This window comes from Pseudonocardia ammonioxydans (assembly GCF_900115005.1).
GTDB lineage: Bacteria > Actinomycetota > Actinomycetes > Mycobacteriales > Pseudonocardiaceae > Pseudonocardia > Pseudonocardia ammonioxydans.
On record NZ_FOUY01000013.1, the window covers coordinates 1 to 14,995 of the forward strand.

The following is a 14,995-nucleotide window of genomic DNA, read 5'->3' on the forward strand; positions in this document are numbered from 1 at the left end:
TCGACTTGCATGTGTTAAGCACGCCGCCAGCGTTCGTCCTGAGCCAGGATCAAACTCTCCAACAAAAACCCTGACAAAAAAACCGGCCACAACACGACGGGGTCGCATCACAGCCGAACAAACAATCTGGCACAAAAACGCCAAACCAAAAAATAGCTCGACACACTGTTGAGTTCTCAAAAGACACCCGCACCACCATCACCAGCCACCAGACCGGATCCAGAAGGCGGATCGCCTTGACCCCACCACTGTAACCACACCGGATTTCTCCGACGCGACCGGGGGGCCTGTTGTGGCCAGCGGGCCTGTTGACCGAACCTCAGTGGCTCGTTCTGTCCGGCTCTCTCGCTGACAAGGAATAAGTTACAGGACGCTGCGGGGCCCGTGAACAGGGGGGTCGGTTATCGGCGTTCTCGCAGGTGAACGGCCGGATACGGCCGGATGACCGTCCACCGCGGCGCTCGCCGGTGTAGCGCCCGGGCGGCTCGACACCGCCGGCCCCGGTGCTCGCGCCCCCTCTCACCCTCTCGCCGTCTCCGTACCTTTCTGTCTCCGTACCCCCTGTCTCCACAGCCCGCCGTCTCCATTCCCCGCCGTCTCGTGCCCCTGCGGGCTCGTGACCCCTGCGGTCTCGTGACGCCCTGCCTTCTCGTGGGCCTCGGGGGCTCGTGTCCCGGCCGGCAGCTCGTCGGCCACAGCCGGTGCACTCACGCTCCTGGTGCGCGGTCCCGGCTCCGCCGAGCCGGAGGAGTGACGCACCGGCGACGGTGCGGCTGCGCGCCCGGTGACGGTGCGGCTGTGCACCCGCTGGCCCTGTGCCGGACCCGGCGTGCGGCGCACGGCCGCGGCGCACGGGAACAGCACGCCGAACCTGTCCCGGCACGCCGGATGCCCCGGTCCTGCCCCGAGGGGCACCCTCGCGGCGTCCTGGGCCCCGAGGGTGCCCCTGAGACCAGAGCCGAACCGGCCCAGGACGGAGGCCGGGTCCGGGAGCCGGGGTCAGGGGGCCGGGAGTCAGGGGTCAGGAGTCAGGGGTCAGGGGTCGGCGATGCCCGGACTGCGACCGGAACGACGACCGCCCCGCCGCGCTGGACGCGCGACGGGGCGGAGGCCGGTTCCTGGTGACGGTCGGCTGTCGGGGCCGACTGTCGACACCGGCTGCCGGTGCTCGGAGGGGTGCTGATGTTCCTCGTCAGGTCCGACGCGGTCCGGGTCCACCGGGCGTTCGCGGCCTCGAGCAGCCTGGGCACCCGGTGCTCGGCACCCGGACCTCGGTGTTCGACGCCCAGTGCTCGGTGCTCGGTGTTCGATGCCCGTGCTCGGTGCTCGGTGCTCGGTGCCCCGTGTGCCCCGTGCTCGGTGTTCGGTGCCCCGTGCTCGGTGCTCGATGCCCCGTGCCCCGTGTGCCCCGTGCTCGGTGCTCGGCGTGCTCCCGTGCTCGGTCCTTCGTAGTCGGTGCTCCGTGCTCCGTGTTCGGACCCCTTGCCCGGGACTCATCACCGGGAACTCATTGCCCGGGGTTCGCTGCCCGGAGTTCGCTGTCCGGAGTTCGCTGCCCAGAGCTCACCATCCGGAGCTCACCCCCAGGAGCTCATCGCCGGCAGCCGGCTGCTCGGGAACTCACTGCCCTCAGCTCACTGCCCGCAGCTGACTGCTCGGACGTCACTGCTCGGAGCTCACGCCCCGGCCGCCTCGACCGGCTCGGGCGTGCTGCTGCGCGGCCGGACCAGCAGCGACAGCAGGACCGCGACGACACCCACTCCCCCGGCGACGAGGAACGCCGCGTGCAGCCCGGCGGCGTCCGGCGCCGGGGCGGCGGAGGCCGAGCCGAGCGCGGCGACCGTGACGAACAGCGCGGTCCCCAGGGCGCCGGCGACCTGCTGCAGCGTCGTCAGGATGGCGCTGCCGTGCGAGTAGAGCCGGTCCGGCAGCGACCCGAGCGCCTCGGTCATCAGCGGCGTCATCATCAGCGACAACCCGCCCATCAGGATCAGGTGGTAGACGATCACGACGGCGAGCGGGGTGTCCGGGCCCATCGTGGAGAACAGGCCGAGCCCGCACGCCATCAGCACCGCACCCGGGATCACCAGCGGCCGCGCACCGACCCGGTCGAACAGCGCACCCACCGGGCGGCCGAGCAGACCCAGCAGCAACCCCCCGGGCAGCACCGCCAGTCCCGAGACCACGGTGCTCACACCGATCACCGACTGCAGGTACAGCGGCAGCAGCACCGCGGCCACGCCGATCAGGCTGAGCAGTACCAGCGCCGTCAGCACCAGCGCGACGACGAACGAACGCTGCTGGAACGGACGCAGGTCCAGCAGCGCCCGCCCGTCGCGCTGCAGCCGCAGCTGCCGGGCGACGAACACCACGAGCGCGACGACGCCGACCACGGCCGGCACCCACGGTGGGACGCCCCCACCGGATCCCGTGCCGATCGCGGACAGCCCGTAGACCAGCCCGCCGAAACCGACCGCGGACAGCAGCACCGACGCGACGTCCAGCGGGACCGGACGGCCACCGCCGTCGAGCCGCAGCAGACTCGCCCCGACGGCCAGCGCGATCGCGGCCAGCGGCAGCACCAGCCAGAACATCCAGCGCCAGCCGAGCCCGAGGACGGCGCCACCGATCGTCGGCCCGATCGCCGGCGCGAGGGCGATCACGATCGTGATCGTGCCCATCGTCGCGCCCCGCCGCTCGGGCGGGACCAGCCGCAGGATCGTCGTCATCAGCAGCGGGATCATGATCGCGGTGCCGGCCGCCTGCACCACCCGGCCCACCAGGAGCACCTCGAACCCGGGCGCGAACCCGGAGATCGCGGTGCCGGCGGTGAAGGTCCCCACCGAGGTCAGGAAGACACCGCGCGGGGTGAAGCGGTCCAGTACGTAGCCGGTGGTCGGGATGACCACGGCCATAGTGAGCAGGAAGCCGCTGGTCAGCCACTGCACGGTGGTCGTCGGCACGCCGAGGTCGACGCTCAGGTCGCGCAGCGCGACGCTGAGGATCGTCTCGTTGAGGATCATCACGAACGCGGCACCGACGAGGACCGCGATCAGCGCTCCGGTGCCGCGCGCGGGTACCGGATCGGTACGGGACTGGGTACTCACTCGGGCTCTCCTGGGCGGATGTCGACGGAGGTGGTGGCAGTGGCGACGGGGGCCCCGACCGCGGCGCCGACGCCGTCGGTCGCCGCACGCAGGGCGGTGCACAGCCGCGACACCGGGTCGGCCGGGGCTGCTCCGGCGGCGACCTCCGCGGCGACGTCCTCCCCGCTGATCCGCAGGGCGGCGGCGATCGCCGCGGCGTGCACCCGGACCTCGACGTCGTCGGCGGCGCGGCCGAGCCGTCCGGCGAGGGCCTCGGCGAGGACCTGCTCGGCGCGCTCGTGCACGGCCAGCCAGACCGCACGGAGCCCCGGTTCGGTGCGCGCGAGCGCGATCACCGCGAGGCCCGCATCGGCGTCGGCGGCCTCCTCAGGCCCGGCCGGTGGGCGGTACTCGGCGAGCAGGTGCTCGGCGAGCGTGCGGTCCGGCGGCCAGCACCGCAACGTCGAGACGGCGGGTTCGATGCTCCGCACGAGCACGGGCTCGACGCAGCTCTCCTTGGTCCCGAAGTAGCGCCACACGGTGCGGGCGGACAGCCCGACCGCGGCTCCGATCCGCTCACCGCTGGTCGCGGCGACGCCGTGGGTACGGAACAGCCGTACCGCCGCGCGGGAGATCTCGAGCCGCAGCAGGGTCCGCCGCCGCTCGCTCATCGGCGCGCGCCCGCGGGCGGCGGTGTCGACCGCGACCACGTCGTCCCCCTGCCCGTCATCCGGATGTCATTCACTGCCTTGTTGTCGCTCACTGACACTAACGACGCGAGCGGGCCGTCGACCACGAGAGCCTCGTCTCACCAGACTTTTTGGCAGTCTCTGTCAGTATCGGGGCGTAATGATCTTGTCACCGCGGACATCGGAGGACGACCGCGTGAACACCACCGACCTCAGCGCCCCCGACCCCGGCACTGCCGGGCCCGCCGCTGTGGAACCGACTGCCGTGGAACCGACTGCTGTGGAACCCACTTCCGGGGAACCGACTGCTGCCGACCTCGGGCGGCTCCGCGAGCGCTACCGCGCCGAGCGCGACCGCCGGATCCGCCCGGACGGCACCGCCCAGTACCGGCGGACCACCGGGGAGTTCGGCTTCTACGCCGACGACCCGTGGTCCCCGCCGGTCGCGCGGGAACCGGTGCGCGACACCGTCGACGCCCTCGTCGTCGGGGGCGGGTTCGGCGGCCTGGTCGCGGCCGCCCGGCTGCGCGACGCCGGGCTGGAGCGGATCCGGGTCGTCGACACGGCCGGCGACTTCGGTGGTACCTGGTACTGGAACCGCTACCCCGGCATCGCCTGCGACATCGAGTCGTCGATCTACCTGCCGCTGCTGGAGGAGACCGGCGGCATGCCGACCCGCCGCTACCCGCCGGGCGAGGAGATCCGGGCGCACGCCCGCGCGATCGGCGAGCGCCACGACCTGCACCGCGACGCGCTGTTCGGCACCGAGGTCACCGGCCTGGACTGGGACGGCGACACGGACCGCTGGCAGGCCCGCACCGACCACGGCGACGAGATCGCCGCCCGGTACGTGGTGCTCTCCTCCGGCCCGTTCAACCGGCCCAAGCTGCCCGGCATCCCCGGCATCGAGACCTTCGCCGGGCACACCTTCCACACCAGCCGCTGGGACTACGACTACACCGGCGGCGACGCCACCGGCGGCCTGGACCGGATCGGCGACCGGACGATCGCGGTGATCGGCACCGGCGCGACGGCGATCCAGTGCGTGCCGCACCTCGCCGAGGGCGCGAAGCACCTCTACGTCGTGCAGCGGACACCGTCCACCGTGGACGTGCGCGACGACGCGGCCTACGACGCGGACTGGTGGGCGTCGCTGGAGCCGGGCTGGCAGCGGCGCCGCCGCGAGGACTTCCTGAACCTGGTGAACATGCTCCCGCCCGAGCACGGCGGGCAGGGCGTCGCCGACCGGTGGACCGACATCGCCCCGGTCCGCGGTGCCGTGCGCTACGCCCGCACCCGCGGCACCGAGACCCTCTCCGAGGCCTTGGAGATCGCCGACGCGGAGAAGATGGACGAGATCCGGGCCCGGGTCGACGCGGTCGTCGACGATCCGGCCACGGCCGCCGCGCTCAAGCCCTGGTACCGGCAGATGTGCAAGCGCCCCACGTTCAGCGACCGCTACCTGCAGACGTTCAACCGCCCGGACGTCACCCTGCTCGACACCGGCGGGCAGGGCGTGGAACGGATCACCCCGCGCGGGCCGGTCGTCGGCGGGACCGAGTACCCGGTGGACGCGATCGTGTTCGCCACGGGCTTCGAGCTCGGTGCCGATCCCGCCACCCGTGCCGGGGTGGACATCCGCGGACGCGACGGGCGCACCCTGGCGAGCGCCTGGGCCGACGGGCTCAGCACGCTGCACGGCTGGGTCAGCCGCGGGTTCCCGAACCTGTTCCACGTCGGGGCGCTGCAGAACGCGGCGTCGGTGAACTTCGCGCACGTGCTCGAGGAGCAGGCCACCCACATCGCCGCGGTCGTCGCGGCGGCCCGCCGGCGTGGCCGGCCCGTCGTCGAGCCCACCGCCGAGGCGGAGCGGGACTGGGTGCGCACGATCCGGGAACGGGCCGTCGACGGTCACGCCTTCCTCGCCGAGTGCACGCCCGGCTACTACAACTTCGAGGGACGCCCGCGCCGCCGCAACGAGCAGTTCGGCGGCGGGCCGGTGGAGTTCCACCGGATCCTGCGTGAGTGGCGGGACGGGTCCCTCGACGACGTGCTCGGCGGGGCCGGGTGAGCGCCCGCCCGCACGCGGGGCCCGCTGTCGGTCCGCTGTGGACGGCACCCCACCTGCGCGCGGAGCGGCTCTGCGGCCCGAACCCGCTGTGGGCGTCGAACGGCGCGGCGTTCGGGCCGGACGGCCGGCTGTGGATCGCGCAGTTCCTCGGCGGGACCGTCGGCGCACTGGACGTCACCACGGGCGCGATCGAGACCGTGCTCGGCCCGGACGGCCCGCTCACCGGCCCGGACGACCTCGTCTTCGGCGACGGCGGCGAACTGTTCGTGGTCGACCTGCCGGCCGGGCTGGTGTGGCGCCGGGACCCGGACGGGACGACGACGGTGGTCGCCGACGGCATCGTCGCGCCGGACGGGATCGCCTGGCACCGCGGGCGGCTGTTCGTCAACGAACTCGCGCCCGACGGGCGACTGCTCGAGATCGATCTCGACGGTGGGCCGCACCGGGTGCTGGCCACCGGGCTCGCGCTGGGCAACGCGATGGCGGTGGGGCCGGACGGGCTGCTGCACTACCCGCACCTCTACTCCGGTGAGGTGTGGTCGATCGACCCGGACGGCGGCACCCCACAGCGGCTGCTGAGCGGGCTGGACCGGCCGGTCGCGGTGCGGTTCGACCCGGCCGGACGGCTGCGTGTGCTCTCCAACGGCGACCGCGGGACGCTGTGGACCTGCGCCGGCGGCGGCGTGCTCTCCGGGATCGACACCGGCATCACCGGCGCCGACAACGTCGCGTTCACCGCCGACGGCACCGCCTACGTCACCGGCGCGTTCCGCGGTGGTATGCACGCGGTCGACCCCGGCGGTGCCGTGCGGCAGGTCGTGCCGGAGGGGCTCAACGGACCCTTCGGGATCGTCGCCACCCCCGACGGCGTGCTGGTCGCCGACTACTTCACGCTCGCCCACGCCGGTCCCGGGGGCGGTGGGGTCACCGTCCTGACCCATCCGGTGACCGAGGTCGGTGGAGGGGTGCGCGGCATCGGCCGCCGCAGTGGTGCCACCGTGCTGACCACCGACACCGGCGGGGTGTGGCGGGGCGGCGCCGGGGACTGGACCCGGATCGCCGACGGGCTCATCGCACCGACCGGTGTCGCCGGTACCGACGACGGGGTGCTGGTGGCCGACACCGGGTCCGGGCGGGTCCTGCACATCGCCGACGACGGCACCGTCACCGAACGCGCCCGCGGGCTGGACCGGCCGGTCGACGTGGCCACCGGCCCCGGCGGCGACGTCCACGTCACGGTCACCGGTGGCGGGCAGGTCCTGCGGCTCAACGGGGACGGGCACACCGCCGTCGTCGCGGCGGGTCTGCACCGGCCCGAGGGGATCGCCGCCGACGGCGAGGCGCTGTGGTGCGCCGAGGCCGGGGCCGGCCGGCTGGTCCGGATCGACCCGGTGACGCGGGTCGTGTCGACGGCGGCGTCGGGCACGGCGTTCGACGTGCGTCCGCCGCACGTGCCGGTGGACTGCCGCAGCGGTGCGGCCCGGCGTCCGGCGCCGTTCGCCGGGGTCGCGGCCGACGCGAACGGGGTCGTGGTCGGGCTCTCCGGCGAGGGCGGCCTGCTGCGGCTGCGCCGCTGACCTGACCGGGCGCCGCCGCTACCGGGGCGCCGCCGCTACCGGGGTGCCGGCCCGGGGTCCGCAATGCCGTGGCCCGCGGCGCGCACCGCCGCCGACAGCCGGGCCACCAGGTCGTCGACCGGCGGTTCCTGGCCGTCGGCGGTGGCGGCGGCGATGTCCTCGGTCGCGATCCGCAGGGCCGCGTTCAGCGCCGCGGCCTGTACCCGGACCCCGACGTCGTCGCTCGTCCGGCCGAGCCGCTCGGCGAGGATGGCGGCGAGTACCGGCTCCGCCCGTTCCTGCACGACCAGCCAGATCGCTCGCAGCGCCGGTTCGGAGTGGGACAGCCGCAGGACGGCGAACACCAGCTCGCCGTCGTCGGGCCCGCTGCCGTCCGGGGCCCGGTAGTCGGCGAGGAGGTGCTCGTCGAGCGGGCGGCCCTCCGGCCACCGGCTCAGCGAGGCCGTGAACGCGTCGGTGGCCAGGCTCAGCACCGGCTCGACACAGCTCTCCTTGGTGCGGAACCAGCGCCACAGCGTGCGCGCGGACAGCCCGACCGCGTGCGCGATGTCCTCACCGCTGGTCGCGGCCACCCCGTGCGCGCGGAAGAGCCGGATCGCGGCACGGGAGATCTCGAGCCGCTGCAGCGCGCGGCGCCGCTCGCTCATCGGCCGCCGGCCACGCCGGGCCGGTGGCGCCGTCTCGGTCACCTGTGCGCCTCCCGATGCCGGGCTGGTCAGAACTCGGTGACCCCGGCGTCCGGGGCGATCTCGTGCCCGGTGACGTAGCGCGACTCGTCGGAGGCGAGGAACAGCACCGAGTCCGCGACGTCCTCCGGCTGGGTCACCGCGACCGGGATCAGGTTGGTGAACATCGGCGCGAGCCGCTGGTCGCGGGCGATCGCCGCACCGATCGAGGTGCTCATGTCGCCGGTCCCCATCGGGGTCTCGACGCCGGTCGGGTGCAGGCTGTTGACCCGCACGTGGTGGCGTCCCAGCTCGACCGCGAACGCCTTCGCCATCCCGCGCACCGCCCACTTGCTGGTCGTGTACGGGACCATGAACGGCTGGACCTTCATCCCGGCCGCCGAGCTGACCAGCACGACCGAGCCGCCGCCCGCGGCGACCAGGTGCGGGGCGCCCGCCATGACGGTGTTCCAGACGCCGGTGACGTTGACCGACAGGGTGTCGGCGAACACCTGCGGGTCGACCTCGTCCCACGGCGCCGGGACGCAGATCCCGGCGTTCGCGACGACGACGTCGAGCCGGCCGAGCTGCTCCACCGCACCCTCCACCGCGGCGCGGAGCGTGTCGAGGTCGCGGACGTCGAGCTGCGCCGACACGATCCGGCGGCCCTGCTCCTCGACCAGCCGGACGGTCTCGGCCAGGTCCTCGGGGCCGGCGTGCTCGTAGCGCACGCTCGGCAGCGGCCCGGCGACGTCGACGGCGATCACGTCGGCACCCTCGCGCGCGAGCCGGACGCAGTGCGCCCGCCCCATGCCGCGGGCCGCGCCGGTGACCAGCGCGACCTTTCCCGCCACCCGTCCCCGGTGCACGGTCCCGCCCGTCCCGGTGCTCGCGCCGTCCCCGCTCATCGGCTGCCGGCCAGCCGGCGGGCGTTGCCCCGCACCCGGGTCCGGATCGGGGCGAGCACCGCCGCCGCGGTCGCCGGGCCCGGCACCGAGGTCGCCGCGACGACCGCGGACCGGGAGAAGGCGTCGGCCTTCTCCACCCACATCCGCCGGATCTCGCGCCGGTCCCGGGCGCTCGGGAACAGGCCGCCGGTCACCAGCCGGGCGGTGCGCAGGCCGATCACGAGCGGGGCGGTCATCGTGATCTCGGCGAGCGCGAGCCAGGGCGCCACCACCGCGGCGGTGGACGGGCGGGTGGCGGCCCCGCGTGCGGCAGACGTCATGGGCGGACCGTAGCCCGGGCCACCGACAGGACCCGGCCCGGCCCGGGGCACGGCGCGGTCACGAGGGAAGCGCGTACCCGGAGAACTTCTCGCGCAGCGTCTTCTTGGAGAACTTGCCCACGCTGGTCTTGGGCACCTCCTCGATGAACTCCACCGCGTCGGGCAGCCACCACTTCGCGACCCGGCCGGACAGGAACTCGATCAGCTCCTCGCCGGTGAGCGACTCGCCGTCCTCGACCACCACGCAGGCCAGCGGACGCTCCACCCACTTCTCGTGCGCGATCGCGATCACGGCCGCCTCGGCCACCTTCGGGTGGGCCATGATCTCGTTCTCCAGGTCCACCGAGCTGATCCACTCGCCGCCGGACTTCACCAGGTCCTTGGTCCGGTCGACCAGCTTGGTGTAGCCGTGCCGGTCGACGACCGCGACGTCGCCGGTCTTGAGCCAGCCGTCGTCGGTGAACTGGGCCCCGCCGCCCTCACCGCGGTAGTACTCCGCGGCGATCCACGGCCCGGCCGCCTGCACCTCACCGGTGCTGACGCCGTCCCACGGCTGTTCCTCGCCGGTCGTCGGATCCGCGATACGCAGCTCGACCAGCGGGACCGGCGGGCCCTGCATCGCCCGCACGTCGGCCTGCTCGTCCTCGGACAGGTCGTCGTGCACCGTCCGCAGCAGCCCGAGGGAGGCGACCGGGGACGTCTCGGTCATCCCCCAGCCCTGCAGCAGCGGCAGTCCGATGGCGGCCCGGAACCCCTCGGACAGCGACCTCGGCACCGCGGACCCACCACACAGGACGGTGCGCAGCGACGACAGGTCGTACTCGCCGAGCTTGGGCAGCAGCCCCATCCAGATGGTCGGGACGCCCGCCGCGACCGTCGCGCGGTGCGTGGACATCAGCGACAGGAGCGCGTCGGGCGCCATGTTCGGCCCCGGCAGCACCATCGACGACCCGGCCAGCAGGCAGCCGTAGGGCAGGCCCCAGGCGTTGGCGTGGAACATCGGCACCACGGGCAGCACCACGTCGCGCTCGGTCAGGCCCACGCCGTCGGCGAACAGCGTGGCCAGCGAGTGCAGCAGCGTGGACCGGTGGCTGTAGACGACGCCCTTCGGGTTGCCGGTGGTGCCGGAGGTGTAGCACATGGCCGCCGCGGTGTTCTCGTCGTCGACGACGAACCGGCCCGCGTGCGGCTCGGCCGCGGCGAGCAGCTCCTCGTAGTCGCGGATCCGCGGGTCGTCCGGCAGCGCCGGGCCGCCGGCGCCGACGTCGTCGATGACGACGACGTGCCGGACCGTGCTCAGCCGGTCGACGTGCGGCCAGAACATCCCGAGCAGCGAACGCTCGACGAAGACGACCTCGTCCTCGGCGTGGTCGGCGACGTAGACGAGCTGGTCGGGGAACAGCCGCAGGTTGAGCGTGTGCAGCACCCGCCCGGTACAGGGCACCGCCATGTAGAGCTCCAGGTGGCGGGCGGTGTTCCAGCAGAACGTGCCGACCCGGCCGTCGGCGGAGACGCCGAGGGTGTCGAGCACACCGGCCAGGCGGCGGACCCGGACCGCCCACTCGGCGATCGTCGTGGTCACGGTGGTCCCGGCGGGCGTGGCCGTGACCAGCTCCCGGTGACCGAAGTACTGCTCCGCGCGGTGGAACACGTGCGGCAGCGTGAGGGGGCGGTCCTGCATCAGACCGAGCATCGTTGCTCCTGGGTGGTCGTACTCGCGGGGACGGTCGCGGCCGTGGGTGAGCCGGCTCACTGTTCAACCTACCGTGCCGCGGTCGCGAGAACAGGACCTTCCGCTCGTCCGGCGCAAGTCCGGCACGGCATCCGGGCGTCACCGGCCACCCGGCGTCGGCGCCCGCGGCACACTGCTTTAACGTTCTCCGGACGCACCCGCGGGTCGAGCGGACCGGCAGGTGCTCAGCAGGGTCAAGCAACCGGCCCGGCATCCCCGGACAGTCAGCGGGTGGCGAGGTTCGCCTCGGCGGGACACGCCGAGCGCAGCGTCGGTGCCGGCCGCCCGGGGGTCCGTTTCCGCGCACGCACGTCAGCGCTGCCGGACCGCGCCGGGCTCGGCCTCCGGCACCGCGTCGAGCGGTGCCGACGACCTGTCGCCGTCCGGGGCGGCGGAGGTCGAGATGCTTTCCGGGTCCCCGGATACGCAGGTCCTGCACGCCTGTCGTGACGACCCCGCGTTCCGTGCCACGCGCTCGCCGTACCTGATCGTCGACCGCGACCTGTGCATCGTCGGCGCGAACCCCGCCTACTGCATGGCGACGCTGCGGGCACCCGCCGAGCTCCTCGGCCGGACGCCGGCCGCGGCGTTCCCGGAGAACCGGGACGTGCCCGGCGCGAGTGCCGCCGCGGCCGTCGCGGCCTCGATGGAGCGGGTGCTGCGGCTGGGCCGGCGCGACCGGCTGCCGGTGCTGCGACACGACGTCCCCGGGCCGACCGGGACCCCCGGCTTCGTCGAGCGGGTGTGGGTGGCGGTCAACTCGCCGCTCATCGCCCCGGACGGCCGGGTGGCCGGCGTGCTGCACCACGCCGAGGACGTGACCGGTCTGCTCACCCCCGGCGCCGACGAGCACCCCGTCGCCGCCGCGGTCGCGCTGGCCCGCGCACTGGGCGCGGAGAACGCCCAGCTGCGGGAGCGGTTCGAGCGGCACGTGAGCATCGAGCAGGCCAAGGGGGCGTTGATGGCCCGGCGGGGCTGCTCGGCCGCCGAGGCCTTCGACCTGCTGCGCACGCTCTCGCACGAGACGAACACCAAGCTGCACGTCGTCGCGGAGGCCCTGCTCGAGGACACGGCCCGCCCCGGAAGCTGATCCGCTCGGGAGCGCACCCGGACGGATCACGGTCGGGCGATGAGCACCGGGCTCCGCGCGTGGTGCAGCAGGGCGTGCCCGACCGACCCGAGCAGCAGCCCCGCGAGACCGCCCCGCCCGCGGGACCCGACGACGACCAGCCCGGCCCGGGCGGACTCCTCGACCAGCGCGTGCGCCGGACGGTCCCGTACGAGGACGTGCTCCACCTCGACGTCGGGATACTTCTGCGACCAGCCGGCGAGCCGCTCGGCGAGCAGCGCGCGTTCCTCGGTCTCCATGGCCTCCCGGTCGATCAGGACGGCGACGGCCGGGTCGAGGACGACGTCGGACCAGGCGTGCACCGCCCGCAGCGGCACCGCGCGGCGGGCCGCCGTCTCGAATGCGAGCCCCACCGCGGCCTCACCGGCCGGCGAGCCGTCGACCCCGAGCACCACCGGCAGGCCGGCCTGCGACGCGCCGTCGCCGTCCACCACACCGGCGCCACCCGCCGCACCGTCGCCGCCCACCACACCGGCGCCGCCCGCCGCACTGCCACCACGGGCTGCACCGTCACCGCGTACGACCAGGACCGGCGATCCGCCGTGCGCGGCCACCGCGACCGCGACCGACCCGACCAGCAGGCCGGAGAACCCGCCGAGCCCACGGCTGCCGACGACGGTGAGCGACGCGCCGTGCGACTCCTCGACCAGGACCTGCGCCGGATACCCGGTGCGCAGTTCGGTCTCGACCTCTATCCCCGGGGCGGCCGCCGTCGCGACCTCCGCGGCCGCCGCGAGCTGCTCCCGCAGCACGCCCATCGCCTGCTCCCGGTAGACCGGCGCGAGCCCGAGGTCGTGCCGGGTGCCGGACGGCAGCGGGGTGAAGACCGCGACCAGCCGGAGCCCACGACGACGGTCCGCCGCCTCCGCTGCGGCACACCGCACGGCGTCCAGTGCGGACTCCGACCCGTCGACCCCGGCGACCACCGGACCGCCCTGCTGCTGCGACATCGAGGCTCTCCCGTCCCCGGCGGACGTCGCCGGACACCGCCCAGGATCCCCGCGCCGACCGGGCCGCGCCCGGGTGATCCGTACCGTTCCGCCCGGGCCGGAGGTCCCGAGCCCGCCGGTCACCCGCCTCCGGTGCGCACCGCCCGCGCCCGGCTCCCCGGCTCCCCGGCGCCCCGGCGCCCCCGGGCACCGCTCCCGCCCGCGCACCGCTCCGGCACACACGCGGCTCCCGGCACGCACGCGGCTCCCGCGCACGTGCCCCGAGGGGCACCCTGGTAGCGCCACGCGCCCCGAGGGAGCCCCCGGGAGCACACGCACACCGGGGCGACGCTCCCCACGAAGTCCCGAAGGGCACCCTCGTAGCGTCCTGTGCCCCCAGGGTGTCCCTCGGGGCACGGGGACGGGTGCCTCGGACGGGGCCGCACCGGGCGAAGGGCGCCGGGCGAGGTGCGCCGGGCGAGGCGCACCGACGCCGGCCCGGCCGGGTGCGCGCGACGCTGCGACCGGGCCGCACGGTGCGGCAGGATGGGACGGCACCGATCATTGTCGGCCGACCGGAGTCGGCGCGGAGTCGGCACGCAGACGGCACGGAGACGACATGGTGGACCCCCGTACGGCGGAACCGGCACGTGCCGGTGGCACGCACACCGGACGGCACCTGCTGGTGCTGCGCGACGACCTCGTCGGCGACGACGCGGCGGCGCGTGCGGCGGTCGGTGAGCTGACCGGGCTGGCGGAGGTGACCAGCAGCCGGGACCGGGCGGCGGACACGCACCCGACGCTGCTGTCGCGGCTCGGGGTCGCGGTCGCGGAGCTCGACCCCGACCGGGTGCGGTCGGCGCGGGCGGACCGGCGCGTCCTCTCGGTGGAGCCGGAGCGGGTGCTGCGTGCCCTGACCGGGCCCGGCCTGTCCGCGGAGTACCTGCGCGGGTTCGCCGACGCCGCAACGTTCCTGGCCGGCCGGGCGGGCGGTGATCCGGGCCCGGCCGGCGCCCCGCCGGCGCCGCGGATCGCCGACACCGACCAGCTGACCTGGGGGCTGCAGGTCACCGGCGTCGACGTCTGCCCCGAGACCGGCGCGGGGATCGCCGTAGCAGTCCTGGACAGCGGCTTCGACCTCGCCCACCCGGACTTCGCCGGCCGGGAGATCGAGTCCCGCTCGTTCGTCGACGGGCAGCCGGTGCACGACGTCGCGGGGCACGGCACGCACTGCGCCGGGACGGCGTGCGGGCCGCTCGCGCCCGGCACGGGCCGCCGCTACGGCGTCGCCCACGAGGCCCGGCTGCTGGTCGGCAAGGTCCTCGGCGACGACGGCTCCGGCACCGACGCCGGCATCCTCGAGGGCATCGAGTGGGCGATCGGCGCGGGCGCCCAGATCGTGTCGATGTCGCTGGGCGCCGACCTGAACGAGGTCTCCACCGCCTACGAGAACGCCGGCCGGCGCGCGCTGGACGCCGGGGTGCTGATCGTCGCCGCGGCCGGGAACAACGCGGAGCGGTCGGCCGGGGACACCGGGTTCGTGGGCGTCCCGGCGAACAGCCCGTCGATCATGGCGGTCGGTGCGGTGGACCCGGTGCTCGCGATCGCCGACTTCTCCGCCGCCGCCTCGTCGGTGGACGGCGGGCAGGTCGACATCGCCGGTCCCGGCGTCGACGTGTACTCGTCCTGGCCGCTGCCGCAGGGCACGAACACGATCTCCGGGACCTCGATGGCCACGCCGCACGTCAGCGGGATCGCGGCGCTGTGGGCACAGCGCACCGGGGCCCGCGGCCGGGAGCTGTGGACCGGGCTGACCCGGTCCGCGCAGCGGCTGCCGCTGTCCCCGGACGACGTCGGTGCCGGTCTCGTCCGGGCCCCGGGGGCCTGAG

The 14,995-nt window shown here is 74.6% G+C and carries 11 protein-coding genes and 1 rRNA gene; 4 read left to right on the plus strand and 8 right to left on the minus strand.

Features of this window, described 5'->3' with window-relative positions; all coding sequences use genetic code 11:
* The 3 genes from BM093_RS14150 to BM093_RS14160 form a co-directional block, all read right to left on the minus strand.
* Positions 1–65, minus strand: a 16S ribosomal RNA gene (locus tag BM093_RS14150); the annotation flags it as partial.
* 1,611 nt (positions 66–1,676) lie between these two features.
* The gene (locus BM093_RS14155) at positions 1,677–3,107 is read right to left on the minus strand and encodes a DHA2 family efflux MFS transporter permease subunit (protein ID WP_093342810.1); all 1,431 of its coding nucleotides are present in this window, start codon (positions 3,105–3,107) and stop codon (positions 1,677–1,679) included.
* Entirely contained in the window at positions 3,104–3,796 is a 693-nt protein-coding gene (locus BM093_RS14160) for a TetR/AcrR family transcriptional regulator (RefSeq protein WP_245773516.1), read from the minus strand. Before BM093_RS14160 ends, BM093_RS14155 begins: the two co-directional genes overlap by 4 nt.
* A 175-nt stretch (positions 3,797–3,971) precedes the next feature.
* Between BM093_RS14160 and BM093_RS14165 the strand changes: the two genes are divergently transcribed.
* Complete coding sequence (locus BM093_RS14165; RefSeq protein WP_342743006.1) at positions 3,972–5,846, plus strand: flavin-containing monooxygenase; 1,875 nt, start codon at positions 3,972–3,974, stop codon at positions 5,844–5,846.
* Positions 5,843–7,423, plus strand: a complete 1,581-nt coding sequence (locus tag BM093_RS14170) for an NHL repeat-containing protein (protein ID WP_093342816.1) — start codon at positions 5,843–5,845, stop codon at positions 7,421–7,423. Before BM093_RS14165 ends, BM093_RS14170 begins: the two co-directional genes overlap by 4 nt.
* A gap of 35 nt (positions 7,424–7,458) precedes the next feature.
* Here BM093_RS14170 and BM093_RS14175 read toward each other — a convergent pair whose 3' ends face one another.
* The 4 genes from BM093_RS14175 to BM093_RS14190 are packed head-to-tail and all read right to left on the minus strand — an operon-like array spanning position 7,459 to position 11,009.
* On the minus strand, positions 7,459–8,112 hold the full coding sequence (locus BM093_RS14175) for a TetR/AcrR family transcriptional regulator (RefSeq protein ID WP_245773517.1): 654 nt from the start codon (positions 8,110–8,112) through the stop codon (positions 7,459–7,461).
* 26 nt (positions 8,113–8,138) lie between these two features.
* A complete protein-coding gene (locus tag BM093_RS14180; RefSeq protein WP_093342819.1) occupies positions 8,139–8,996 on the minus strand; it encodes a mycofactocin-coupled SDR family oxidoreductase in 858 nt (285 codons plus the stop codon).
* Positions 8,993–9,316 (minus strand): hypothetical protein, encoded by a 324-nt coding sequence (locus BM093_RS14185; protein ID WP_093342822.1) that lies wholly within the window; start codon positions 9,314–9,316, stop codon positions 8,993–8,995. Before BM093_RS14185 ends, BM093_RS14180 begins: the two co-directional genes overlap by 4 nt.
* A 58-nt stretch (positions 9,317–9,374) precedes the next feature.
* Positions 9,375–11,009 carry a long-chain fatty acid--CoA ligase gene (locus BM093_RS14190; RefSeq protein WP_093342825.1) on the minus strand — a complete coding sequence of 545 codons (1,635 nt, stop codon included), beginning with the start codon at positions 11,007–11,009 and terminating at the stop codon, positions 9,375–9,377.
* A gap of 442 nt (positions 11,010–11,451) precedes the next feature.
* Between BM093_RS14190 and BM093_RS37265 the strand changes: the two genes are divergently transcribed.
* A complete protein-coding gene (locus tag BM093_RS37265; RefSeq protein WP_143105380.1) occupies positions 11,452–12,138 on the plus strand; it encodes an ANTAR domain-containing protein in 687 nt (228 codons plus the stop codon).
* A 26-nt stretch (positions 12,139–12,164) separates the two neighbouring features.
* On the opposite strand, the gene BM093_RS14200 is transcribed toward BM093_RS37265, so the two are convergent.
* Complete coding sequence (locus BM093_RS14200) at positions 12,165–13,127, minus strand: universal stress protein (RefSeq protein WP_093342831.1); 963 nt, start codon at positions 13,125–13,127, stop codon at positions 12,165–12,167.
* A 598-nt stretch (positions 13,128–13,725) separates the two neighbouring features.
* On the opposite strand from BM093_RS14200, the gene BM093_RS14205 reads away from it, so the two are divergent.
* Complete coding sequence (locus tag BM093_RS14205; protein WP_093342834.1) at positions 13,726–14,994, plus strand: S8 family serine peptidase; 1,269 nt, start codon at positions 13,726–13,728, stop codon at positions 14,992–14,994.
* Position 14,995: the final 1 nt, after the last annotated feature.

Coding starts and splice junctions, on each gene's coding strand:
- BM093_RS14180 (WP_093342819.1), bottom strand. CDS start 8,996: ATGAGCGGGGACGGCGCGAGCACCGGGACGGGCGGGACCGTGCACCGG.
- BM093_RS14185 (WP_093342822.1), bottom strand. CDS start 9,316: ATGACGTCTGCCGCACGCGGGGCCGCCACCCGCCCGTCCACCGCCGCG.
- BM093_RS14190 (WP_093342825.1), bottom strand. CDS start 11,009: ATGCTCGGTCTGATGCAGGACCGCCCCCTCACGCTGCCGCACGTGTTC.
- BM093_RS37265 (WP_143105380.1), top strand. CDS start 11,452: ATGCTTTCCGGGTCCCCGGATACGCAGGTCCTGCACGCCTGTCGTGAC.
- BM093_RS14200 (WP_093342831.1), bottom strand. CDS start 13,127: ATGTCGCAGCAGCAGGGCGGTCCGGTGGTCGCCGGGGTCGACGGGTCG.
- BM093_RS14205 (WP_093342834.1), top strand. CDS start 13,726: ATGGTGGACCCCCGTACGGCGGAACCGGCACGTGCCGGTGGCACGCAC.